Source organism: Streptomyces sp. SD31, from assembly GCF_052068475.1.
GTDB lineage: Bacteria > Actinomycetota > Actinomycetes > Streptomycetales > Streptomycetaceae > Streptomyces.
Window position 1 is genome coordinate 192998 of sequence record NZ_JBQHCX010000016.1, and the last position, 21600, is coordinate 214597.

Here is a 21600-nt window from a genome sequence, read left to right on the forward strand (position 1 = left end):
AAGTCAATAGGCGCAGAGCTGTGACTTTGGAGACGCGACTAGCTGACATGCCTTCACTTCTTGAAGGAATGGTGGAGGCCAACCCAGGGGCGCGGGGAACTGCGAGACAAGCCACGACGGCGCCGCAGGTGAAAGCGGCCGAAGCCGGCGCTAGCGAAGCCGCTGGCTGATGACCTTCGACACACCGTCGCCCTGCATGGAGACGCCGTACAGCGCGTCGGCGACCTCCATCGTGCGCTTCTGGTGGGTGATCACGATCAGCTGCGAGGCTTCCTGCAGCTCCTGCATGATGCGGATCAGCCGCTGCAGGTTGGTGTCGTCGAGGGCGGCCTCGACCTCGTCCATGACATAGAACGGGCTGGGCCGGGCCTTGAAGATCGACACCAGCATGGCGACGGCGGTGAGTGAGCGCTCACCACCCGAGAGCAGCGACAGCCGCTTGACCTTCTTGCCGGGGGGACGTGCCTCGACGTCGACGCCCGTCGTGAGCATGTTGTCGGGATCGGTCAGGATCAGCCGTCCCTCGCCACCGGGGAACAGCCGACTGAAGACGCCCTCGAACTCCCGGGCCGTGTCCCGGTAGGCCTCGGTGAAGACCTGCTCGACGCGCTCGTCGACCTCCTTGACGACCTGGAGCAGATCGGCGCGGGTCTTCTTCAGGTCCTCGAGCTGCTCGCTGAGGAACTTGTGCCGTTCCTCCAGCGCCGCGAACTCCTCCAGGGCGAGCGGATTGACCTTGCCGAGCTGCTGGTAGGCCCGCTCGGCCGCCTTGAGCCGCTTCTCCTGTTCGGCCCGGACGAAGGGCTTGGGCTGGTTGCGGGGGTGCTCGGGGTCCTCGGGGAGCTGCTCGCCCTCGGCGGCCAGGGAGGGCGGTACGAGCTGGTGGGGGCCGTACTCGGAGACGAGCCCCGCCGGTTCGACGCCCAGTTCCTCCAGCGCCTTGGTCTCCAGCTGCTCGATCCGCATCCGCTTCTCGGCGCCCAGGACTTCGCCGCGGTGGACGGAGTCGGTCAGCTTGTCGAGTTCGGCCTTGAGGTCGCGGCCCTGGTTACGGGCGACAGTGAGCTCCTGCTCGCGCCGCGCCTTGGCGGCCTCGGCGGCGGTGCGCTCCTCGTCGGCGCGGGCGAGGGAGACCTCGACGTGCGCGAGGAGTTGGCGCGCACCGGAGGCGACGGCTTCGGCGACGGCCGCCTCGTGGCGCAGCCGGGCCCGCCGCTGCTCGGCACGCGCGCGTGCGTCCCGCTCCGCTCGGGCGGCGCGGTCGAGGGAGTCGGCGCGGCCGGCGAGTCCCTTGACACGTTCTTCGTGCGTACGGACCTGGAGGCGCGCCTCCATCTCGGTCTGGCGCGCATTGGCGCCGTCGGCGGCGAGACGGTCCCGTACCGACGTGTCGGGTTCCTCCTCGACCGGCATCTCCTCGGCGACGGCGAGCCGTTCGGCCAGTTCCTCGACGTCCTGGAGGGCCTTGTCGAGCGCCTCCTGCGCCCGCGCGGCGGCGGCGACGGAGCGCTCCGCTTCGCCCGCCGCGCCCCTTGCCTGGCCTGCGAGCCGGCCGAGCTGCTGGGCCACGGCGGACTTCTCCCGGTCGGCGGCCCGGCGCCGCTCCCCCAGCTCTTCGACGAGCGCGGCGGATGCCTTGCGGTGCTCGGCCGCCGTCTGCTGCGTCTCGGCCAGTTCCTCGCACCGTACGGCCAGCTCTTCCAGCTCGGCGGCGGCCTCGTCCACGGAGGCCTGTACTTCGAGGAGGCTGGGGGCGCCGGCGGAGCCGCCGTGCGCGAAGTGGGCGCCGAGGAGGTCGCCTTCGGCGGTTACGGCGGTGAGGTCGGGGTGGGCGTAGACGAGTTCTTCGGCGTCTTCGAGGGTGGGGACGACGACGATGCCGTGGAGGAGGCGGCGTACGGCGGGCATGAGCTCGGAAGGGCCGCGAACCAAGTCGACTGCGAAGCGCCCTCCGGGGGCTGCCATGACAGGCGGTCGGGCGTCTGCGGGTTCGTCGTGGTTGGTCGCGCGGTTCCCCGCGCCCCTTTGGGGCGCTTCCGACTCCCCTGCCAAGAGAAGTGCGGCTCGGCCGCCGTCCTGCTTGCGCAGCAGCCTGATCGCCTCCGCCGCCGACGACGGTGACGTCACCGCGATCGCGTCCGCCGCGGCCCCGAAGGCCGCCGCCAGGGCAACCTCGTAGCCGTGTGTCACCGTCAGCATTTCCGCCGCCGGGCCGAGGAGGCCGGTCAGACGGTCACGCGCGCCGAGCAGTATCCCGGTGCCGTCCTTGCGGCGCAGGCCGAGCGCCAGCGCCTCGTGCCGGGCCTGGGTCGCGGCGCGCGCCCGTTCCGCCGCGGTGGCCGCCTCGCGGGCTGCGGTGAGCGCGGCCTCCGCCTCCGCGAGCTGCTGCTTCGCCGCCTCGTGCTGCTCCCCCAGTTCCGCGTCGCCGGCGTCCAGGCCGTCGACCTCGGTCTTCAGGGCCTCGTACTCCTCCTGCGCGGCGAAGGCCCGCTCCTGGGCCTCGTCCCGGGCGGCGGCCAGGCGGTCGATCTCGGCCTGGGCGGAGGCCGCACGTGAACGGGCCGCGTTGACCTGGCCGTTCAGCCGGGCCAGGCCCTCACGGCGATCCGCGATGGCGCGGGCGACGTCCTTCAGGCGCCGTTCTTCCTGCGTGAGCTCCCGCTCCAGTTCGGCCCGGTGGGCGACCGTGTCCTCCAGGGCCCGCTCGGCCGCCTCCAGGGCCGCTTCCAGCTCGGCCTCCTGCTCGCGGATGCGGGCGGCCTCGCGCTCCATGTCCTCGGGGTCGCGGCCCCGGCGCTCCTCCGGCGGCGCCGAGGTGGCGCTCTTCACGCGCGCGTCGGCCAGCGAGATCGTGCCGCGCACCCGCTCCGCGAGCTGGGACAGCTCGTACCAGGTCTGCTGGGCCCGTTGCAGCCGCGGCGTGAGCTGCCGCACCTCGTCCTCCAGGAGCGCCTCGCGCTGGAGCGCCTTCTTCAGCTGCTGCTCGGCGGCCTCCTTGCGCTCCTTCAGCGCGGCCTCGTCGGCCACCTCGGCCTGGAGCGCCTCACGCAGCCGTACGAGATCGTCGGCGAGGAGGCGGAGGCGGGCGTCGCGCAGATCCGCCTGGATGACAGCGGCCCTGCGCGCCACCGCCGCCTGGCGGCCCAGCGGCTTCAGCTGCCGGCGCAGCTCGTCCGTCAGGTCCTGCACGCGCGCGAGGTTGGCCTGCATCGCGTCCAGCTTCCTGAGCGCCTTCTCCTTGCGCTTGCGGTGTTTGAGGACGCCCGCGGCCTCCTCGATGAAGGCGCGGCGGCCCATGGGGTCGGCGTGCAGGACGGAGTCGAGCTGGCCCTGGCCGACGATGACGTGCATCTCGCGGCCGATGCCGGAGTCGGACAGCAGTTCCTGGATGTCGAGGAGGCGGCAGGTGTCGCCGTTGATCTGGTACTCGCTGCCGCCGTTGCGGAACATGATCCGCGTGATGGTGACCTCGGAGTACTCGATGGGCAGCGCCCCGTCGGAGTTGTCGATGGTCAGGGACACCTCGGCGCGGCCCAGCGGCGGGCGGCCGGTGGTGCCGGCGAAGATGACGTCCTCCATCTTGCCGCCGCGCAGCGACTTGGCACCCTGCTCACCCATGACCCAGCTGAGCGCGTCCACCACATTGGACTTGCCCGATCCGTTCGGACCGACGACGCACGTGATCCCCGGCTCGAACCGGAGTGTGGTCGCCGAGGCGAACGACTTGAACCCGCGGAGGGTCAGGGCCTTGAGGTGCACGCCGCTGGACTCTACCTTCCGCCCGGATGTCACTCCATGAACCAACGGTTTCACCGATGAACGTGCAGGGCACACCAGACGTTAAAGAGGGTGAAAGGATGCGCGAGGCAGTAAAGCCGGGGGCAAGAAAGAAGGGACGCCGAAGCGTCCCTTGCAACTTCTGACGGCTGGCACGCCAGTCGCCTGACTACTACTTAGCGGTTGGATACGGGCCGCCCAACCACTGCTTGTGCTGTTGTGGAGCGATGCAGTGATCAGGTGAGCGCAGGCTCCGCCTGGTGTGCGTCGATGCTCTCCATGATCCTGTCGTGAGAAGCGGCAGCCTGCAGAGCGTCTTTCTCCGCCTGGATTCGTCCGAGTTCGGATTCCAGGTCCTGGACACGCTGCTGGAGCCGTCGCATCTCGGCGAGGAGTCGAGGGTCGGAGCCGCCGACGTAACCGAGAAGCGCCTTTGCCATGATGGATGGTCCTCCACACTGAGTGACCGACCGATGCGGTGTGGGTCGTGAGGGATTCGCACCCGCGGTTGCTTGGCAGGCCTGGAGTTGTGCTGCCGTTCAGCCACGCCAAACAGCTAAGGTGCGCGGGGCTTTCAGCGTCTCACCAAAAAGTTTGACGGTCAACACGATCACGCCCCGTATTGGGGGGCAAACCCGGGGGCACACGGCCGAATGGCGGCTGCGCGGCGACTCCTGCGGGCCCCTCGGGGCGTGGCGATCATCCTTGCGTGCGGAGCCTGCCAGTGCAAGCGCTTCTTGGCAACCACCTGCTTCTTTCTGCTCGGGGCAGTTGCCGGGGGGCACGTCCTTACGCTTGCACCAGGGCCGTTTCACGGATCCGGCTCAGCGGATGGCGAAGCCGTCGTAACCCCCGCGAGGTGTGTCCCAGATCTCGGTGACACCGTCCACACGCCCGGGCGTGTCGTCGCCCTGAAGCCAGTCCAGGAGCCCCTCACAGCCGTCCCGGGCTCCCTCCGCGACGACCTGGACCCGTCCGTCGTCCAAATTGAGAGCAAAACCACTCAGGCCGCCGATCTCGAGCGCCTTGGCCCGCGTGAACCAGCGAAAACCCACACCTTGGACGCGTCCACGCACCCAGGCGACCAGCCGTACATCCTCGCTCATGAGTGCAACCTAACGGGCCAATACCTCTCCGGGCACTTCCTCCCCTGGCGCCATGGGGTACCGTCCCCACCCAATGAATCTCATATGAAACTCACTCGATCGTGTGAGTTCTGTGAGGACGTTGAGACCGCACGGACGAGGAAGGCCAGGACATGGGACGCCACCGACGCTCCGCCGCCGGCCGCGCCGCCACGGGCCGCGCCACGGGGGTCACACATACGGACGGCTCTTATACGGAGGGCCACCCCCCACGGGACTCGCACACGAGCGACCACCCTCCGAAGATGGGCATCGCGCCCTATCTGAACCCGGAGGCGTACGCCGAGGCCTATGCGAAGAGCGACGCCTACCTGTTCGCCACGGACGACGACTTCGACCTGGTCACCGGCACCACGACCTTCCCGGGCGACGCCACATCCGCCGCCGGCTCCGCCGCAGGCGCGACCACCGCGGTCCTCCGCAGTGACGGCTTCAAGCCCGCCGGCGACTCCCGGCGGCCCGCGGGCGGCTCGCACCGCCGCCGCAAGAAGCGGGCCGTGGCTCCGGTGAAGACCGGGCTGCTCGGCGTCTCCGCGGCGGTCGCGCTGGGCACCGTCGCGGTCGCCACCGGTGTGGTGCCCGGCATCGACAACTACCAGCTCGGCGGTTCGGGCGCGGACAAGGTGCAGGCCGCCGACACCCCGACCAACTCCCCGAGCGAGCAGGGCGGCACCTCCGGCAGTGCCGAGCTCCAGGGCGATGGCGGCTCGACGAGCCGCGACGCCCAGCGGCCCACCTCGCCGTCCCCGTCGACCTCGTCGGCCGCACCGACGAAGACCCCGTCGAAGAAGCCCTCGGCCACGCCCAGCCAGAAGCCGAAGGAGACCCCTTCGCGTACGGCCACGAAGGCGCCCGAGAAGGCACCGGAGAAGGAGAAGACCAGCGCCCCGGTGACGGTGTCCGCGGAGACCGCCGCCGCGGCCGAGGTGCTGAAGCTCGTCAACGAGGAGCGCGCTCAGGTGGGCTGCAGCGCGGTCGCCGCCAACAGCTCGCTGGCCGATCTGGCCCAGGACTTCAGCGAGGACATGGCCTCGCGGGGCTTCTTCGACCACACCGACCCCAGCGGGGCCTCTCCGTGGGACCGGGCCGCGAAGGCGGGCATCACCGACCTCGGCGGCGAGAACATAGCCCGCGGCCAGGCCGACGCCGCCGCGGTGATGGACGCCTGGATGAACAGCCCCGGCCACAAGGCCAACATCCTGAACTGCGACTTCAAGACGCTGGGGGTCGGTGTGCACTTCGGCTCCGGCGGGCCCTGGTGGACGCAGGACTTCGGGTACTGAGAGCAGGTACGAGCACGTACGACGAGGGCGCCCATCCGGTAGGTGACCGGTTGGGCGCCCTTCGTGCGGCAGGGTCTACGCAGCGACCTGGCGTCGCCGCGGCGAGGATCGGGCCTCGAAAGACTAACGATAAGTTAGCGCAAACCCTGCGATAGCGCTGCATGCGAGTACGCTTGAGCCATGGACACCACACAGGAGCGCACGCCGGTGCAGGACCTCCCGTACAACGTGTTCGCCAAGGCCTGCCCCTCGCGCGGCACGCTGGAGCACGTCACGGGCCGCTGGGGCGGGCTCACCCTGGGCGCCCTGTACGAGGGCTCGCTGCGCTTCAACGAGCTGCGGCGCCGGGTCGACGGCGTCAGCGAGAAGATGCTGTCCCAGACCCTGCACGCCCTGGAGCGCGACGGCCTGGTGCACCGCGAGGCCCAGCCGACCAATCCGCCCCGGGTCGACTACGAGCTGACGCCGCTGGGGCGCGGGGTCGCCGAGCGGTTGCTGGCCCTCATCCACTTCGTGGAGGGGGAGATGGACGACGTACTCGAAGCACGCCGGCGTTACGACGAGACGCGCGGCGCCCTCTGACACTTCGGGCAGAAGTAGCTGGACCGGTTCATCCAGGGCCGCCGACGCATCGGCGTACCGCACCGCTTGCACGGCAGCCCTTCACGTCCGTACGCGTCCAGTGACCGGTCGAAGTAGCCCGACTCGCCGTTGACGTTGACGTACAGGCTGTCGAAGCTCGTGCCGCCCACCGCGAGGGCGGCGTTCATGACGTCCCTTACGTGACCCAGGAGTTCGAGGCTGCGCGGGCGGGTGAAGGTCGCGGTCGGGCGGTCGTAGTGGAGGCGGGTGCGCCAAAGGGCCTCGTCCGCGTAGATGTTGCCGACTCCGCTGATCAACGACTGGTCGAGCAGGGCCCGTTTGATGGTGGTGCGCTTGCGGCGCAGGGCCTGGTGGAAGGCCTCGTCGTCGAAGAGCGGGTCCAGCGGATCGCGGGCGATGTGCGCGATGACGTCGGGCAGGCCGTCGGGGGTGTTGTCGTGCAACGACAGGCCGCCGAAGGTGCGTTGGTCCACGAAGCGCAGTTCGGTGCCGAGGGCGTCCGCGAACCGCACGCGGATCCTGAGGTGCTTCTCGTCGTGCGCGCTCTGCGGCTGCACCAGCAGCTGGCCGCTCATCCCGAGGTGCGCCAGGATCGACTGGTGCGTGTCCTCCAGGGGCAGCCACAGGTACTTGCCGCGACGGCTCGGCATGCCGATCCGGTGGCTCTTGAGGCGGTGCGCGAAGTCGTCCGCACCGGCGATGTGCCGGCGTACGGCACGCGGGTGCAGCACCTCGGCGTCGGCGACGGTGCGATGGGCGACCCACCGCTCCAGACCGCGCCGTACCACCTCGACCTCGGGCAACTCGGGCATGGCTCCCCCGTACTCCCCCGTGTTCCTACGACCGTCTGTCTACGACCGTGTTTCTACGACTGAGGATATGAGCCGAGCGCCCGGCCCACGGCGGGCACGGGCGCTCGGATCGCGCTGTTCGGTCAGGCGGAGGCCGATGACGCGTCGGCGTCGGGCTCGGGCTCAGGCTCGGGCTCGGGCTCGACGGCATCTGCCGCCGCCTTCGCCTTCTCGGCACGCTCGTCCGCCGCGGCCTTGATGGACCGCCACGCGGATTCCGCGGCCTGCTGCTCCGCCTCCTTCTTGCTGCGGCCGGTGCCGGTGCCGTACGAGACGCCTCCGACGCGGGCGGCAGCAGTGAAGGTCTTCTCGTGGTCGGGGCCGGTCTCCGTGACCAGGTACTCGGGGACTCCGAGGCCTTCGATCGCGGTGAGCTCCTGGAGACTGGTCTTCCAGTCCAGGCCGGCTCCGAGGTTCGAGGACTTCTCGATCAGGGGGTCGAACAGGCGGTGCACCAGCTCCGCCGCCGAGTCCAGGCCCTGGTCGAGATAGACCGCGCCGATCACCGCTTCCAGGGTGTCGGCGAGGATGGATGCCTTGTCCCGGCCGCCCGTGCCCTCTTCACCGCGGCCGAGCCGGATGAAGGAACCAAGGTCAAGGCCGCGACCGACCTCCGCCAGCGCACGCGAGTTGACCACCGCGGCCCGCAGCTTGGCCAGCTGGCCTTCGGGCAGGTCGGGGTGGGTGCGGTACAGCGTGTCCGTGACCACGAGGCCGAGGACGGAGTCCCCGAGGAACTCCAGGCGCTCGTTGGTGGGCAGACCGCCGTTCTCGTATGCGTAGGAGCGGTGGGTCAGCGCACGCACCAGAAGGGCGGACTCGAGCTTGTACCCGAGCCGCCCTTCCAACAGCGTGTGGGACGAGGCCGTGTTGTCCGCTGCGTTCTTCTTCGGCGTGGACACAGTGCCTCTCACCAGCCGCTCAGACCTCGAGGACCTGGCGCTTGTTGTAGGTGCCGCAAGACGGGCACGCGATGTGCTGCTGCTTGGGCTCGTGGCAGCGCTCGCACGCAACCAGGGTGGGGACCGCAGCCTTCCACTGCGACCGGCGGTGGCGCGTGTTGCTGCGCGACATCTTCCGCTTCGGAACAGCCACGGCTACTTCTCCTGCTTCTCGTCGACGCCCGGTTCGGCGCCGCTCATCTCGTCCTTCTCGCCGTCTTCGAGTGAACCGGCGAGTCCCTGCAGTGCCGCCCAACGGATGTCGACGGCGTCATGGTGGTGGTCCGGGTCGTCCGCGAGGCGTGCGCCGCACTCGGCGCACAGTCCTGGGCAGTCTTCCTGGCACACCGGCTGCATCGGCAGTGCGAGCACCACCGCATCACGCAGCACGGGTTCGAGGTCGAACAGGCCGTCCTCGAGAAAGAGCCTGTCCTCGTCGTCCTCGGCGTCGTCGCCGGGTTCCGCACCGTGGTGGTGACGGCCCCGATCATCGGCGTCAGGGTACGAGAACATCTCCTGGAAGTCCGCTTCGACGTCGAGCTGAAGCGGCTCCAGACACCTTACGCACTCCCCCTCGGCCTGTGCACGGCCGGTGCCTGTGACAAGCACACCTTCCATGACCGACTCGAGTCGGAGTTCGAGCTCCACCGGGGCGCCTTCCGGCACTCCGATGACGTCCTTGAGACCGAGGTCCTTGGGGGCGTCGACCGTGCGGGACAGGCGCTGCAGCGCACCGGGCCGCCGGCCCAGCTCGTGCGTGTCGAACACGAGAGGGTTGCGGTGGTCGAGGCGGGCTGTCACGCCATTCCTGCTTTCGATCTACTGAGCTCAGAGGGTTGCTGCCCTGCGGTGTTCCCGGGCAGCGGTGATCGCGGACGTACACGCGACCGAAGAGCCAGGATACTGGACCTTTCCCTCACGGCCCAATCCGGTGGCCCCTTACTGGCCGCGCCCCTGCTCGTAGGCCCGCAGCTGCTCCGCGCTGATCATGCTGGTGTCGAAGAGGCTGGTCTCGTCGAGGGCGTAGCCGTCATTGCCCTGCGAGGTCTGCTGCGCGGTCTGCTGCTGGGCCTGGTTCGGGTCGTAGGCGGCCTGCTGGGGGGCGTAGCCCTGGTAGGCGTAGGGGTCGGCCTGCTGGTAGCCGTACGGGTCCTGCTGGCCGCCGTAGCCCTGCTGGTAGCCGGCGTACGGATCCGCGCTCTGCTGCTGGTAGCCGTACGCCGGCTGCACGGCCGCCTGCTGGTCGTACTGCTGCTGTTGCTGTGCGGGCTGCTCGGCGGGGGCTGCCGGGGCGTCCTGCTCCGCGAGGGCGGCGAGGTCGGCCAGGTAGTCGGCGTCGCTGGAGTGCTGGACGGTGCTGGTGTCGTCGGCGAGGGCGCCGAGGTCGTCGGTGGCGATACGGCCGTGCAGCTTCTGGCGGCCGCGGCCGACGGCCTCCAGGGTCTTGGCCAGGACCGCCTCGAAGGCGCCGAGCTTGACGTCGACGTACTCGTCGGCGGTGCGGCGCAGGGTCTCGGGGTCGTGGCTGCGCTCGGGGGCGTCCTCGTCCTGGTAACCGTTCTCGTCGGTGCCGGGGCCCGTGCCGAGGAGCTTCTCGCGGCCGCGGCCGACGGAGCCGAGGGTCTTGGTGAGGACGACCTCGAAGTTGGCGAGCTTGGAGTCGACGTAGTCGTCGGCCTCGGCGCGGATGTCCTCGGCCTCCTTGCGGGCCTCGGCGAGGATGCGGTCGGCCTCGGCCTGGGAGCGGCGGGCGACCTCGGTGTCGGAGATCAGCGAGCCGCGCTCGGCGTGCGCGGAGTGGATGATCCGCTCGGCTTCCTGACGGGCCTGCTCGACCATCTGTTCGCGGTCGCCGATCAGCTCCTGGGCCTGGGCGAGGGAGCCGGGCAGGGCCGCGCGGACATCTTCGAGCATCGAGAGCAGTTCGGCTCGGTTGACCACGCACGAGGCCGACATGGGCATCGACCGGGCACCCGAGACGGCCGCGACGATCTCGTCGAGCTTCTTCTGTACGTCCACCGTGTGCTCGCCACTCTCTACAGCTGTGATGGAGACGGACGGGACGACTGTAGCCCCATCAGTCCCTGCGCAGGCGCTTGTTCAGGGCTTCGAGGACCACTGGGGGCACCAGGTGGGAGACGTCCCCGCCCCAGGTGGCGACTTCCTTGACGAGTGAGGAGGAGAGGAAGCTGTAGGTCGGGTTGGTCGGCACGAACAGTGTCTCGACGCCGGACAGGCCGTTGTTCATCTGGGCCATCTGCAGCTCGTAGTCGAAGTCGCTGACCGCGCGCAGGCCCTTGACGATGGCGGGGATGTCGCGCTGCTTGCAGAAGTCGACGAGGAGGCCGTGGAAGGCCTCGATCCGGACGTTGCCGTACTCGGCCGTGACCTGGCGGATCAGGTCGAGCCGTTCGTCGACCTCGAACAGGCCCTTCTTGGCCTTGTTGATCATGACTGCGACATAGACCTCGTCGTACAGCCTGGAGGCGCGGGAAATGATGTCGAGGTGTCCGTTGGTGATGGGGTCGAACGACCCGGGACAGACGGCGCGGCGCACTTGTGATCCCTCGCTCTCCGGTCCGGTCATCGTGCGTCTTCGCACGTAGAGGCGGCGCGACCGTACCAAAACGTTCCCTCGCCGTAGCGACGGGCCCGGAGCGCTTCGAAGCCGTCCGGCCATCGGAATTCCCCGCCTCTGGTGCTGCGCTCCACGGTGACGAGGGCCTCCGGCGCGAGCCAGCCCCCTGAGCGGAGTGTGAGGAGAATCTCGCGAAGATCGTGATCTGTGACTCTGTACGGCGGGTCCAGGAAGACGAGGTCGTACGGCTCGGTCGGCGCCGGGGTCTGGATGATCTGCTCGGCTTTGCCCGACCTCACCTCGGCGCCGGGGAGGCCGAGATTCCTGACGTTCTCGCGGATGACGCGTGCGGCTCGGGCGTCGGCCTCGACGAGGAGGGTGTGGCTCGCGCCGCGGGACAGGGCTTCGAGGCCGACCGCGCCCGAGCCCGCGTAGAGGTCGAGGACTCGTTCGCCCTCCAGAGGGCCGCCGAGGAGGGACTGCCAGGTGGAGAAGAGGCCCTCGCGTGCGCGGTCGGAGGTGGGGCGTGTTCCCGTGCCGGGGGGCACGGCCAGACGACGTCCGCCGGCTGCGCCGGCGATCACGCGGGTCATCTTTGGTCCTTGGTTGTGGGCGTCTACAGGTTCAGTGTGGCTGGTCGGGCCCGCGCGGCGGTAGCCGCATATGGACTACAGCCCCGCGCCCCTGAGGGAGTCTCCCTCACCCCTTCTCCAAGTACTGCTCCCTCTCCTCGTCCAAGAGAGCCTCCAGGGCCGTCCGCAGGCCGGGAAGTCCCGTCAGCTCCGGATCGGCGGCCACCAGCGCCGCCGCCTCCTCCCGCGCCTCCGCGATGATCTCCTCGTCCTCGATGACCGCCAGGACCCGCAGACTGGACCGTGCCCCGGACTGGGCCTGGCCCAGGACGTCGCCCTCGCGGCGCTGTTCCAGGTCGATGCGGGAGAGTTCGAAGCCGTCGAGGGTGGACGCGACGGCGTTGAGGCGCTGGCGGGCGGCGCTCGCCTCCGGCATCTCGGTGACCAGGAGACAGAGGCCGGGTGCCGAGCCCCGGCCCACTCGGCCGCGCAGTTGGTGGAGCTGGGAGACGCCGAAGCGGTCGGCGTCCATGATCACCATCGCCGTGGCGTTCGGGACGTTCACGCCGACCTCGATGACCGTCGTGGCGACCAGGACGTCCGTCTCGCCGGCGGCGAAGCGACGCATGACGGCGTCCTTGTCGTCGGGGTGCATCCTGCCGTGCAGGACCTCGATCTCGAGGCCTTGGAGAGGCCCCTTGGAGAGCTGGTCCGCCACGTCGAGGACCGCGAGCGGCGGGCGCTTCTCCGCCTCGTCCTCGGGGGACTTCTTCTTGCCGGTCTTCTTCGGGTCGTCCTCCTCGTCGCCGATGCGGGGGCAGACGACGTACGCCTGGTGGCCGTTCTCCACCTCTTCCCGCACCCGCTCCCAGGCGCGGGCCAGGAAGTGGGGCTTGTCGGCGGCCGGGACGACATGGCTGGCGATCGGGGAGCGGCCGGCCGGGAGCTGGTCGAGGACCGAGGTCTCCAGGTCGCCGAAGACGGTCATGGCGACCGTGCGTGGGATGGGGGTCGCGGTCATGACCAGCAGGTGCGGGGGCTGCTTGCCCTTACCGCGCAGGGCGTCGCGCTGCTCGACGCCGAAGCGGTGCTGTTCGTCGACCACGACCAGACCGAGGTCGTGGAACTGCACCTTGTCCTCGATCAGCGCGTGCGTGCCGATCACGATCCCGGCCTCTGCGGTGACCAGGTCGAGCAGGGCCTGGCGGCGGGCGGCGGCTCCCATGGAACCGGTGAGCAACACGACCTTCGTGGCCTGCTCGGCCCCGCCCAGCATTCCGCCCTCGGCCAGCTCGCCCATCATCTCGACGATGGAGCGGTGGTGCTGCTGGGCCAGCACTTCGGTGGGCGCGAGCATCGCGGCCTGACCGCCGGCGTCGACGACGGCGAGCATGGCGCGCAGGGCCACCATGGTCTTTCCGGAACCGACCTCTCCCTGCAGCAGCCGGTGCATCGGATGCTCTGTCGCCAGATCGTCGAAGATTTCCTTCGAGACCTTCTGCTGTCCCTCGGTCAGCGTGAAGGGGAGGCGGTCGTCGAAGGCCGTGAGGAGGCCGTCCGGCTTGGGTTTGCGGGCCACCGCGGGGAGTTGGGCGTCGGCGTGCCGGCGGCGGGCCAGGGCGACCTGGAGGACGAAGGCCTCGTCCCACTTGAGGCGGGAGCGGGCGTCCTCGATGTCGGCCTTGGTGTGCGGGCGGTGGATCTTCAGGAGGGCCTCGGGAAGGGAGACCAGGCCGCGGCCCTCGCGGAGGGAGTCCGGGAGCGGGTCGACGGCCTCCTGGGCGCTGGGCAGGACCGTCTGGATCGCCTTGCCGATCTTCCAGGACTCCAGTTTGGCGGTGGCGGGGTAGAGGGGAATGAGGGCGCCGGCCCAGGTCTCGACCGTCTCCTCCGAGTCGCCGCGCAGCAACTCGTATGCCGGGTGCGCCAGTTGGAGACGGCGGTTGAAGACGGAGACCTTGCCCGCGAACATCGCGCGTGTGCCCGGCAGGAGCTCCTTGTGGGGCTTGTGAACGCCGTTGCCGAAGAAGACCAGTTGGAGGCGGCCGCTGCCGTCCGTGATCGTGACTTCGAGGCGCTGGCCCTTGCCCCGGGGGGCCCTGCTGGAGGCGAAGGTGTGCAGGCGGGCGTCGGCGACCATCGCGACCACCGTGACGTGCTCGTCCATCGGGAGGTCGGCGAGGTGGGTGAGCTGGCCGCGCTCCTCGTATCTGCGGGGGTAGTGGTGTAGGAGGTCGCCGACGGTGTGCAGGCCGAGATGCTCGGCCATCACCTTCGCGGTGGGAGGGCCGAGCACTTTCTTCAGTGGTTCTTCCAGTGCGGGCACGAGATCCATTCCACACCACGGCACTGACAATGCCGTAGCGGTCGCGGCGGCCGTGTTGGTAAACGTCCCGGAAACCCCTGGTCAGGCGGCTCGTTCCGGCTCTAGGATGGCGCGCTCCGGCCATCCTTTCGCGGTCACCGCCTCACCGGGACCGCCCGACCCCGCGCCGTCGCCAAGTCCCCCCAACGGCGCCGTGACGATGGACTCCCAGACCTCACAGTCATCCCAGGCCCCTCAGCCGCCCCAGTCACCTCATACGTTCCAGGTCGACCTGCGCGGTCTGGTGGACCTGCTCTCCCATCACCTCTACTCCAGTCCCAAGGTCTACCTGCGCGAGCTGCTGCAGAACGCGGTCGACGCCATCACCGCCAGACGGGCCGAGGAGCCGGGCGCGCCCGCCGTGGTCCGCCTGTACGCCGAGTCGGGCGCCCTGCGGGTCGAGGACTCCGGGGTCGGGCTCACCGAGGCGGACGTGCACAACCTCCTCGCGACCATCGGGCGCAGCTCCAAGCGCGCCGAGGGGCTGCAGGAGGCCCGCTCCGACTTCCTGGGGCAGTTCGGCATCGGTCTGCTGGCCTGTTTCGTGGTCGCCGAGCGGATCCGCGTCGTCAGCCGCAGCGCCCGTACGCCGGACGCGGCGCCCGTGGAGTGGACGGCCACGGACGACGGGTCGTACACCGTGCAGACGCTGCCGGACGACGCCCGCGCCGAACCGGGGACCACCGTGCACCTGGTGGCGCGGGCGGGTGCCGCCGAGTGGCTGGCCGAGGACCGGGTGCTGGCGCTGGCGCGGGACTTCGGCTCGCTGCTGCCGTACGACGTCCGGGTCGACGGAGAGGCGGTCACCGACCTGCCCGCGCCCTGGGACCGGCCGTACCCCTCCCCCGCCAACCGCCGGGTTGCCCTGGCCCGGCACTGCCACGACCTGTTCGGCTTCACGCCGCTGGACTCGATCGACCTGGACGTGCCGCTCGCGGGGATCCGGGGCATGGCCTACGTCCTTCCGTCGGCGGTCAGCCCCGCCCAGCGGGCCGGTCATCGCGTCCACCTCAAGGGCATGCTGCTGACCGAGCGGGCCGAACAGCTGCTGCCGGACTGGGCGTTCTTCGTGCGGTGCGTGCTCGACACGGACAGCCTGCGGCCGACGGCCTCGCGGGAGTCGCTGTACGAGGACGAGACGCTGGCGGCCGTACGGGAGGCGCTGGGCGAAAGGATTCGGTCGTGGCTGACCGGTCTGGCGGCCGGTGATCCGGAACGGCTGGCGGCCTTCCTGACCGTGCACCACCTGGGCGTGAAGTCCCTCGCGCGGCACGACAAGGAGATGCTGCGCACGATGCTGCCGTGGCTGCCCTTCGAGACGACCGACGGGCGGCTGTCCCTGGAGGAGTTCGCGCAGCGGCACCCCGTGGTGCACTTCACGCGGACCGTCGAGGAGTACCGGCAGGTCGCGCCGATCGCGTCCGCGCAGGGCGTCGGGGTGATCAACGGCGGTTACACGTACGACAGCGAGCTGGTCGAGGCGCTTCCGTCGGTGCGGCCGGGGACGGTCGTCGCCGAGCTGGACGCGGACACCGTGACCGCCCATCTGGACTCGGTGGACCCGGCCGAGGAGCTGGCCCTGGCGGGCTTCCTGGCGGCCGCGCGGGCCAAGCTCGACCCCCTGGGCTGTGACGTCGTCCTGCGCTCCTTCCATCCGCTGTCCGTGCCCGCACTCCACCTCGACGACCGGGAAGCCCGGCACGAGCAGGCGCGTGCGGAGGCGCAGGAGCAGGCGGACGACCTGTGGGCGGGCATCCTCGGTTCGCTGCGCGGCAGCACGCCACGCGCGCGTCTCGTGCTCAACCATCTCAACCCGCTGATCCGGAAGATCAGTTCCCTGGGCGATCCGGAGCTGATCGGCACCGCCACCGAGTCCCTCTACGGGCAGGCGCTGCTGATGGCGCAGCGACCGCTCAGGCCCGCGGACTCGGCGCTGCTGAACCGGGCCTTCATCGGCCTGCTGGAATGGGCCACGAACGGCGAGGAGGGCCGCCGATGAGCGGAATCGACGGGACCGCGGCCTTCGACTCACTGCGCCGGGCGATGGCGGAGAACGGCGAGCAGCCGGAGGGCCCCGCCCGCAACGCGCGCGCGGAGCAGCTGCTCGCCGAGGCCGAGAAGCTGAACATCCCGCTCGCCGTGATCGAGGCGCTCGGACACCAGCTGAAGGTCTACAACTACAGCTCCGAGAAGGACAAGATGTTCGTCCCCTTCGCGCGTCTGCTGCGCATGTGGGACGAGCGGCCCGAGGACTTCGACGAGTACGAGACGCACACACTGCACTGGGTCTTCAAGTGGATGTCGTCCGGCATGCTCGACCAGCCGCACATCCCGCTCGCCTCGATCGAGAAGTGGCTCGGCGAGATGGAGCACCGCTACCGGCTCGCCGGGCACTCCGAACGGGCCGTGCGCAGCGCCGAGTTCAGCGTGGCCGCGCATGTCGGGGACGTGGCGCGGGCCGAGCGGGCGTATGCCGCCTGGCTGGCCGCCGACCGGGACAGCATGGCCGACTGCCACGCCTGCGAGCTGCACGGGCAGGGGTGGTGGCAGGCGGAACGGGGCCGGGACGCGCAGGGGCTTCAGCTGTGGGGGCCGGTCCTGGAGGGCGAGTTCACCTGCGCCCATGAGCCGCACACGGTCCTCGCGTCCTCTCTGACGCCGCTGCTGCGCCTGGGGCGCGTCGACGAGGCCCGCGCCAATCATCTGCGGGGCTTCAGGCTCGTACGGGCCATGGAGAGCATGCGCGGGGCCTACGCGGACCACGTGGAGTTCTGTGCGCTGACCGGCAACGAGGCGCGCGGCCTGGAGCTGCTCGCCGAGCGGCCCGCGTACTTCACCGACGACGGGCATCCGCGCAGCAAGCTGGAGTTCATGGCGGTGGTGGCCCTGCTCATGGACCGTCTGAGCGTGCTCGGGCTGGGTGATCAGCGGGTGCCCGGTCCGGCGGGCCGCACCTGGACCGCTCATGAACTCGCCGTCCACGCGCGCGGGGAGGCCCTCGCCCTGGCCGAGCGCTTCGACCGGCGCAACGGCACGGCACACATCAGCGAGCGGGCACGCGCGCGCATGGACCAGCGGCCACTGGTGGAGCGGCTGCCTTTGGGGGTGCGTACGCCGGCTCGGCCCACGGCGGTGACGTCGCCCGGTCCGGCTGCGGTGAGCGTGCCGGAGAACCCGGACCCGCGGCCCGATCTGGTCGCGCTGCTCGCCGAGGCACGCCGTCTGTCGGACACCCTGCAGCCGAACGCCATCGAGGCCTGGGCGGCCGTCGCCCGGGCCGCCGAGGGCGTCGAGCTCGCCGCCCGCGACCGTGCGGAGATCGCCGATCACCAGGCGATGGACCTGGGCCCCGAGGGCATCGCCCTGTTCGAGGAGGCCGCCGGGCTGTACGCGGAGGCGGGCGACCCCGGGGAGGCCCTGGCGGCACGCGCGCGTGGAGCGTACGTACGCGCTCTCTCGGGCGAGGTGCCGCAGGCTCTCACCACCATCGCCGGCCTGTACGACCGGATTCTCGCCCTGTACGCCGAGGACGGCACCGAGGTACGTCAGACGGCGGCCGTACTGATGAGCCGGGCGCGGATCCTGATGCGCCGGGTGCACGAGGCGGAGGACGCGGTGCACGGCGCCGTCCTGGCCGACGCCGAGACCGCCGCGCGGGAGGTGCTCGCGCTCGTCGACGGGCGGACCGGGGACGACGTGCGTCTCGCCTCGCGGGCCGCGGAGGCGCAGGCGATGCTCGCGGAGCTGGCGGCGCTCACCGGGGACGTGGAAGGGGCCGCGGAGCTGTTCGCGCGGGCCTCGGAGGCGTTCGTCGGGGCGGGGCTGCCCTGGTTCGCGGTGGAGTACGAGGCCCGGCTGGCCGGGCTCGCGCACCATCTCGGCGACACGGCGGAGGCCGAGCGGGCGCTGCGGGCGGCCCTGGAGCACGGCGGGCCGCACCTCGAGGCGACCGGACGGGCCCAGCTGAACCTCCAGCTGGCCGAGGTGCTCGGCGGGCGTGGGCTGACCGAGGAGGCCGCCGAACACGCCCTTCAGGCGGCGCACTGGGCCGACGAGGCGGGCGAGAGCCGCACGCTGGGCGCATGGGCGCGGCAACAGCTCGGCGGGTTCCTGCTGCGGCAGGGACGGTGGGCCGAGGCCGCCGAGGTGCTGGAGTCGGCGCTGCCCGACCTGACCGCCGAGACGCACGGCGACGGCGCGGTCGTCCAGACACAGTGGTGGCTCGGCGACTGCCTGAGCGAGCTCGGCGAACACCGCGCGGCGGCCGAACGCCGGTTGCAGGCCGCCGAGATCGCCCGGCACTGGCCCGAGCAGCACGACCACGCCACGCTCGCCCACCTCGCCGCCGAGTCCCTCGGCCACGCGGGCCTGCACGCCGAGGCGGACGAGGCGTACGCGCGCGCGGGCGCGCTGTGGCGCTCTCTGGGCAACGTCCACGGCCTCGTCCGCTCCCTGCGCGCCCGCGCGTGGCTGGCGCTGCGGGTGGAGGACGTGGCGGCCGAGGACGCGGCGGGCAGGAGCGGCACGGCGTCCGAGTTGATGGCGAGCGCGGTCGGCGAGTGCATGGCGGCACTGGACGCCACGGAGGACACGGAGGCGCGGCAGCGGCTCACCGCCGAACTCGGGCACACCCACAGGCAGTTCAGCGACCTGCTCGCCCGTTCCGCCACGGAGGACGCCGAGGACGAGTCGATCCGGGCCGCACTGGAGGAGGCCCTGTCCCAGGTGACGCGGGCCGCCGCGGTGTTCGCCTCCCTCGGCGACGACGCCCTGCACAGCCGCACCGGCGCCGAACTCGCCGCGGGCTGGCTGGAGGCCGACCTGAGCCGCCCGGCCCGGGCCGCCGCCCGCGCGCGTGCGGTGCTGACGGCGTACGCGGGCTCCGACGAGGGCGACGAGGCGGCGCAGGAGCGACGGGCTGAGGCCCAGCAGATGCTTCAGGTGGTGGAGGAGCAGGGCACGGAGTAACGGCGCACGGTAGGGCCGGGCCCCGGGCTCTCGCGCGGCAGGGCTCCGGGACGCCCTATTCCACGCCGATGAGCAACAGCGCCCCTTGCCGTCCGCCCCGGTACACCACCGTGTCGACGGCGAGATACGACTCACGCACGCGTGCTTCGAGGTGCTCGGCGATCGCCTCCGGCGCCTCGTCGCCGAGGACGATCGTGACGAGTTCGCCGCCGGCCGCGATCATGCGGTCGAGGACGGTCTCCGCGGTGGCCGTGACGTCCGAGCCGATCACGGCCACGTCGCCGTCGATGAGCCCGAGGACGTCGCCGGCCTGGCAGATGCCGGCCATGGTCCAGGACTGGCGCTCCGCGACGACGACCTCGCCGTACCGGGTCGCGCCGGCCGCCGAGGTCATCGACACGACGTCCTCGTCGAAGCGGCGCTCCGGCTCGTGCACGGCGAGCGCCGCGATGCCCTGGACCGCGGAGCGGGTCGGGATCAGCGCCACGCGGATGCCCTCCGCGCGGGCCTGCTCGGCCGCGGCGGCCGCGGTGTGGCGCAGCTCGGGGTCATTGGGCAGCAGCACGACCTCGCGCGCGTGAGCCCGCCGTACGGCGTCGACGAGCTCCCCGCTGGCGGGCGGCTCCCCGGGGCGCGCGAGCACGGCGGTCGCGCCGGCCTCGGTGTACAGCCCGGCCAAGCCCTCGCCCGGCACGACGGCCACCACGGCGCGCTGAACCCGCTCCCGCAGCGGCCGCTCGCCACCGGTGGTGTGGACGTCGCCGAGCCCGAAGTGAGTGATCCGGATCCGGTACGGCCGCCCGGCCTCGACGCCCGCCTCCACGGCGGCACCCGCGTCGTCGACGTGCACATGGACGTTCCACAGCCCGTCGCCGCCGACCACGACGAGGGAGTCCCCGAGGGCGTCGAGCCGGGCCCGCAGCCGCGCGACGGCCGCGTCATCGGCCTCCAGGAGGTAGATCACCTCGAAGGCGGGGCCGCCTCCGCCATGGTCGGCCGCACCGTCGGCGCAGTCATCGAGGCCGCCCGGGGCTGCGGCGCCGCCGCGCGCGTGCGCCGGGACCGCCGCTTCCCCCGCCGCTCTTCCCGGCACAGGCGACACGAGGAGAGGGTCGTCGCCCCCTGGAAAGGCACCCGGCTCCAGGTCCGTCCCAGGAAACGCTCCCGCCTCCAAGTCCGTGAGCGGCACCCCGACCTTGCCGGGCGCCACGCGCGCGTGCGGGGCGCCGTCCTCCGCGCTCTCCACGCGTGCGTGCGTGCCGCCGAACCCGCCGTCCCGGGGCCCCTGCCTCCCCCGCGCATACGTCCCGGAACCGGAACCAGAACCCGTAGCCGACGCTCCGACCCCCCGCGGCGCCTCCCCGGTGAACGTCTCCACCAGCGCCGCGAGCACCGCCACCAGCCCCCGCCCACCCGCGTCGACGACCCCGGCGCGCTCCAGGACGGCCAGCTGGCCGGGCGTCGCGGCGAGGGCGGCACGCGCCCCCTCGTAGGCCGCCCGCGCGACCGTCCCGCAGTCGCCCTCCGCCCCGATGGCCGCGTCGGCGGCGGCCGAGGCGACCGAGAGGACCGTGCCCTCGACGGGATGGGCCACGGCCGCGCGCGCGGAGTCCGCGGCGCGCCGCAGGGCCAGCCGCAGGCCCGACCCGTCGGTGTGAGCCGTCTCACCGTCGGCGGCGAGCACCTGCGCCATGCCGCGCAGCAGCTGCGCGAGGATCGTCCCGGAGTTCCCCCGGGCCCCGATCAGCGCCCCGTGCGCCATCGCCCGCACGGCGTCGGCGAGCGAGGGGCTCCCGGTCCGCGCGGACTCCACCTCGTGCCCGGCGAACACCGCCTCGACCGCGGCCACGGCCGACTCCACGGTCAGATACAGGTTCGTCCCGGTGTCACCGTCGGCCACGGGATAGACGTTGATCGCGTCGATCTCCTCACGCGCGCGACCCAGCGACTCCAACGCGAGGCCGCACCAGGTGCGCACCGCGAGAGCATCGAAGAATGTCTGCGGCACGTGCGCCACCTGCGCCTCCTTGAGCTGCTGGACGTGGCACGCAGCGTAGACCCAGGGCCGGTGTACGGCGGAAGAGGGCCGGGAGCGGGCCCCTGAGCAGCCATGGTAGTTTCGTTGCACTGGCGCAGTCGTTGTATGCTGCTCCGGTTGCCCGATCCCATCGGGCCATCCTCCTGGCAGCGCCACTCAGATCTCTGATCCTACGATCTCGATCCCGGCCCGCCGGGATCCCACCGTAAGTGCATCTGAAGTCTTTGGAGTGACCCGTGGCTGCCAACTGCGACGTCTGCGGCAAGGGGCCGGGCTTCGGCAACAACATCTCGCACTCGCACCGCCGTACGTCCCGTCGCTGGAACCCGAACATCCAGCGCGTCCGTACCGTGGTGGGCGGGACGCCGAAGCGCGTGAACGCTTGCACCTCGTGCATCAAGGCCGGCAAGGTCTCGCGCTGACGCACAGCTAAGCGCGCGGCCACTGCTGGTTCGCTGCACTGAGCCGGTCCACCTCAC

Annotated in this window: 17 protein-coding genes; 5 read left to right on the forward strand and 12 right to left on the reverse strand. The window is 71.2% G+C overall.

The features are described 5' to 3' along the window. Positions 1 to 150: 150 nt before the first annotated feature. The 3 genes from smc to ACTMVF_RS31035 form a co-directional block, all read right to left on the reverse strand. Positions 151 to 3759: a chromosome segregation protein SMC gene (smc, locus tag ACTMVF_RS31025; protein ID WP_441274411.1), complete on the reverse strand. Its 3609-nt coding sequence runs from the start codon at positions 3757 to 3759 to the stop codon at positions 151 to 153. A gap of 254 nt (positions 3760 to 4013) precedes the next feature. Further along, complete coding sequence (locus ACTMVF_RS31030; protein ID WP_441274412.1) at positions 4014 to 4217, reverse strand: hypothetical protein; 204 nt, start codon at positions 4215 to 4217, stop codon at positions 4014 to 4016. Positions 4218 to 4601: 384 nt separating this feature from the next. Next, the gene (locus tag ACTMVF_RS31035; RefSeq protein ID WP_194040143.1) at positions 4602 to 4883 is read right to left on the reverse strand and encodes an acylphosphatase; all 282 of its coding nucleotides are present in this window, start codon (positions 4881 to 4883) and stop codon (positions 4602 to 4604) included. A gap of 152 nt (positions 4884 to 5035) precedes the next feature. On the opposite strand from ACTMVF_RS31035, the gene ACTMVF_RS31040 reads away from it, so the two are divergent. Both ACTMVF_RS31040 and ACTMVF_RS31045 read left to right on the forward strand, forming a co-directional pair. Further along, positions 5036 to 6205 (forward strand): CAP domain-containing protein, encoded by a 1170-nt coding sequence (locus ACTMVF_RS31040; protein WP_441274413.1) that lies wholly within the window; start codon positions 5036 to 5038, stop codon positions 6203 to 6205. A 180-nt stretch (positions 6206 to 6385) separates the two neighbouring features. Beyond that, positions 6386 to 6787, forward strand: coding sequence for a winged helix-turn-helix transcriptional regulator (locus ACTMVF_RS31045; RefSeq protein ID WP_441274414.1), 402 nt, complete (start codon positions 6386 to 6388; stop codon positions 6785 to 6787). On the opposite strand, the gene mutM is transcribed toward ACTMVF_RS31045, so the two are convergent. The 8 genes from mutM to recG form a co-directional block, all read right to left on the reverse strand. Beyond that, a complete protein-coding gene (gene mutM, locus ACTMVF_RS31050) occupies positions 6760 to 7620 on the reverse strand; it encodes a bifunctional DNA-formamidopyrimidine glycosylase/DNA-(apurinic or apyrimidinic site) lyase (protein ID WP_441274415.1) in 861 nt (286 codons plus the stop codon). The genes ACTMVF_RS31045 and mutM overlap by 28 nt on opposite strands. A gap of 122 nt (positions 7621 to 7742) precedes the next feature. After that, a complete protein-coding gene (gene rnc / locus ACTMVF_RS31055) occupies positions 7743 to 8561 on the reverse strand; it encodes a ribonuclease III (protein WP_441274459.1) in 819 nt (272 codons plus the stop codon). A gap of 19 nt (positions 8562 to 8580) precedes the next feature. Beyond that, the gene (rpmF, locus tag ACTMVF_RS31060) at positions 8581 to 8754 is read right to left on the reverse strand and encodes a 50S ribosomal protein L32 (RefSeq protein ID WP_003951102.1); all 174 of its coding nucleotides are present in this window, start codon (positions 8752 to 8754) and stop codon (positions 8581 to 8583) included. A gap of 2 nt (positions 8755 to 8756) precedes the next feature. Beyond that, a complete protein-coding gene (locus ACTMVF_RS31065; RefSeq protein ID WP_441274416.1) occupies positions 8757 to 9401 on the reverse strand; it encodes a YceD family protein in 645 nt (214 codons plus the stop codon). A 138-nt stretch (positions 9402 to 9539) separates the two neighbouring features. Then, the gene (locus ACTMVF_RS31070; protein WP_441274417.1) at positions 9540 to 10619 is read right to left on the reverse strand and encodes a cell division initiation protein; all 1080 of its coding nucleotides are present in this window, start codon (positions 10617 to 10619) and stop codon (positions 9540 to 9542) included. A gap of 58 nt (positions 10620 to 10677) precedes the next feature. Then, the gene (gene coaD / locus ACTMVF_RS31075; RefSeq protein ID WP_301996628.1) at positions 10678 to 11157 is read right to left on the reverse strand and encodes a pantetheine-phosphate adenylyltransferase; all 480 of its coding nucleotides are present in this window, start codon (positions 11155 to 11157) and stop codon (positions 10678 to 10680) included. Positions 11158 to 11183: 26 nt separating this feature from the next. Continuing rightward, the gene (gene rsmD / locus ACTMVF_RS31080; protein WP_441274418.1) at positions 11184 to 11771 is read right to left on the reverse strand and encodes a 16S rRNA (guanine(966)-N(2))-methyltransferase RsmD; all 588 of its coding nucleotides are present in this window, start codon (positions 11769 to 11771) and stop codon (positions 11184 to 11186) included. A 106-nt stretch (positions 11772 to 11877) separates the two neighbouring features. Next, the gene (recG, locus tag ACTMVF_RS31085; RefSeq protein WP_441274419.1) at positions 11878 to 14085 is read right to left on the reverse strand and encodes an ATP-dependent DNA helicase RecG; all 2208 of its coding nucleotides are present in this window, start codon (positions 14083 to 14085) and stop codon (positions 11878 to 11880) included. Positions 14086 to 14275: 190 nt separating this feature from the next. Here recG and ACTMVF_RS31090 point away from each other — a divergent pair, with 190 nt between their 5' ends. Together ACTMVF_RS31090 and ACTMVF_RS31095 are read left to right on the forward strand one after the other, a co-directional pair. Further along, positions 14276 to 16114: an HSP90 family protein gene (locus ACTMVF_RS31090; protein WP_441274420.1), complete on the forward strand. Its 1839-nt coding sequence runs from the start codon at positions 14276 to 14278 to the stop codon at positions 16112 to 16114. Next, a complete protein-coding gene (locus ACTMVF_RS31095; protein ID WP_441274421.1) occupies positions 16111 to 19083 on the forward strand; it encodes a tetratricopeptide repeat protein in 2973 nt (990 codons plus the stop codon). Before ACTMVF_RS31090 ends, ACTMVF_RS31095 begins: the two co-directional genes overlap by 4 nt. A gap of 55 nt (positions 19084 to 19138) precedes the next feature. On the opposite strand, the gene ACTMVF_RS31100 is transcribed toward ACTMVF_RS31095, so the two are convergent. Next, entirely contained in the window at positions 19139 to 21100 is a 1962-nt protein-coding gene (locus tag ACTMVF_RS31100; RefSeq protein WP_441274422.1) for a DAK2 domain-containing protein, read from the reverse strand. 257 nt (positions 21101 to 21357) lie between these two features. On the opposite strand from ACTMVF_RS31100, the gene rpmB reads away from it, so the two are divergent. Then, positions 21358 to 21543, forward strand: coding sequence for a 50S ribosomal protein L28 (rpmB, locus tag ACTMVF_RS31105; RefSeq protein WP_003993230.1), 186 nt, complete (start codon positions 21358 to 21360; stop codon positions 21541 to 21543). Positions 21544 to 21600: the final 57 nt, after the last annotated feature.

Coding starts and splice junctions, on each gene's coding strand:
- ACTMVF_RS31035 (WP_194040143.1), bottom strand. CDS start 4,883: ATGAGCGAGGATGTACGGCTGGTCGCCTGGGTGCGTGGACGCGTCCAA.
- ACTMVF_RS31095 (WP_441274421.1), top strand. CDS start 16,111: ATGAGCGGAATCGACGGGACCGCGGCCTTCGACTCACTGCGCCGGGCG.
- ACTMVF_RS31090 (WP_441274420.1), top strand. CDS start 14,276: ATGGACTCCCAGACCTCACAGTCATCCCAGGCCCCTCAGCCGCCCCAG.
- mutM (WP_441274415.1), bottom strand. CDS start 7,620: ATGCCCGAGTTGCCCGAGGTCGAGGTGGTACGGCGCGGTCTGGAGCGG.
- rsmD (WP_441274418.1), bottom strand. CDS start 11,771: ATGACCCGCGTGATCGCCGGCGCAGCCGGCGGACGTCGTCTGGCCGTG.
- ACTMVF_RS31030 (WP_441274412.1), bottom strand. CDS start 4,217: ATGGCAAAGGCGCTTCTCGGTTACGTCGGCGGCTCCGACCCTCGACTC.
- recG (WP_441274419.1), bottom strand. CDS start 14,085: ATGGATCTCGTGCCCGCACTGGAAGAACCACTGAAGAAAGTGCTCGGC.
- ACTMVF_RS31040 (WP_441274413.1), top strand. CDS start 5,036: ATGGGACGCCACCGACGCTCCGCCGCCGGCCGCGCCGCCACGGGCCGC.
- ACTMVF_RS31045 (WP_441274414.1), top strand. CDS start 6,386: ATGGACACCACACAGGAGCGCACGCCGGTGCAGGACCTCCCGTACAAC.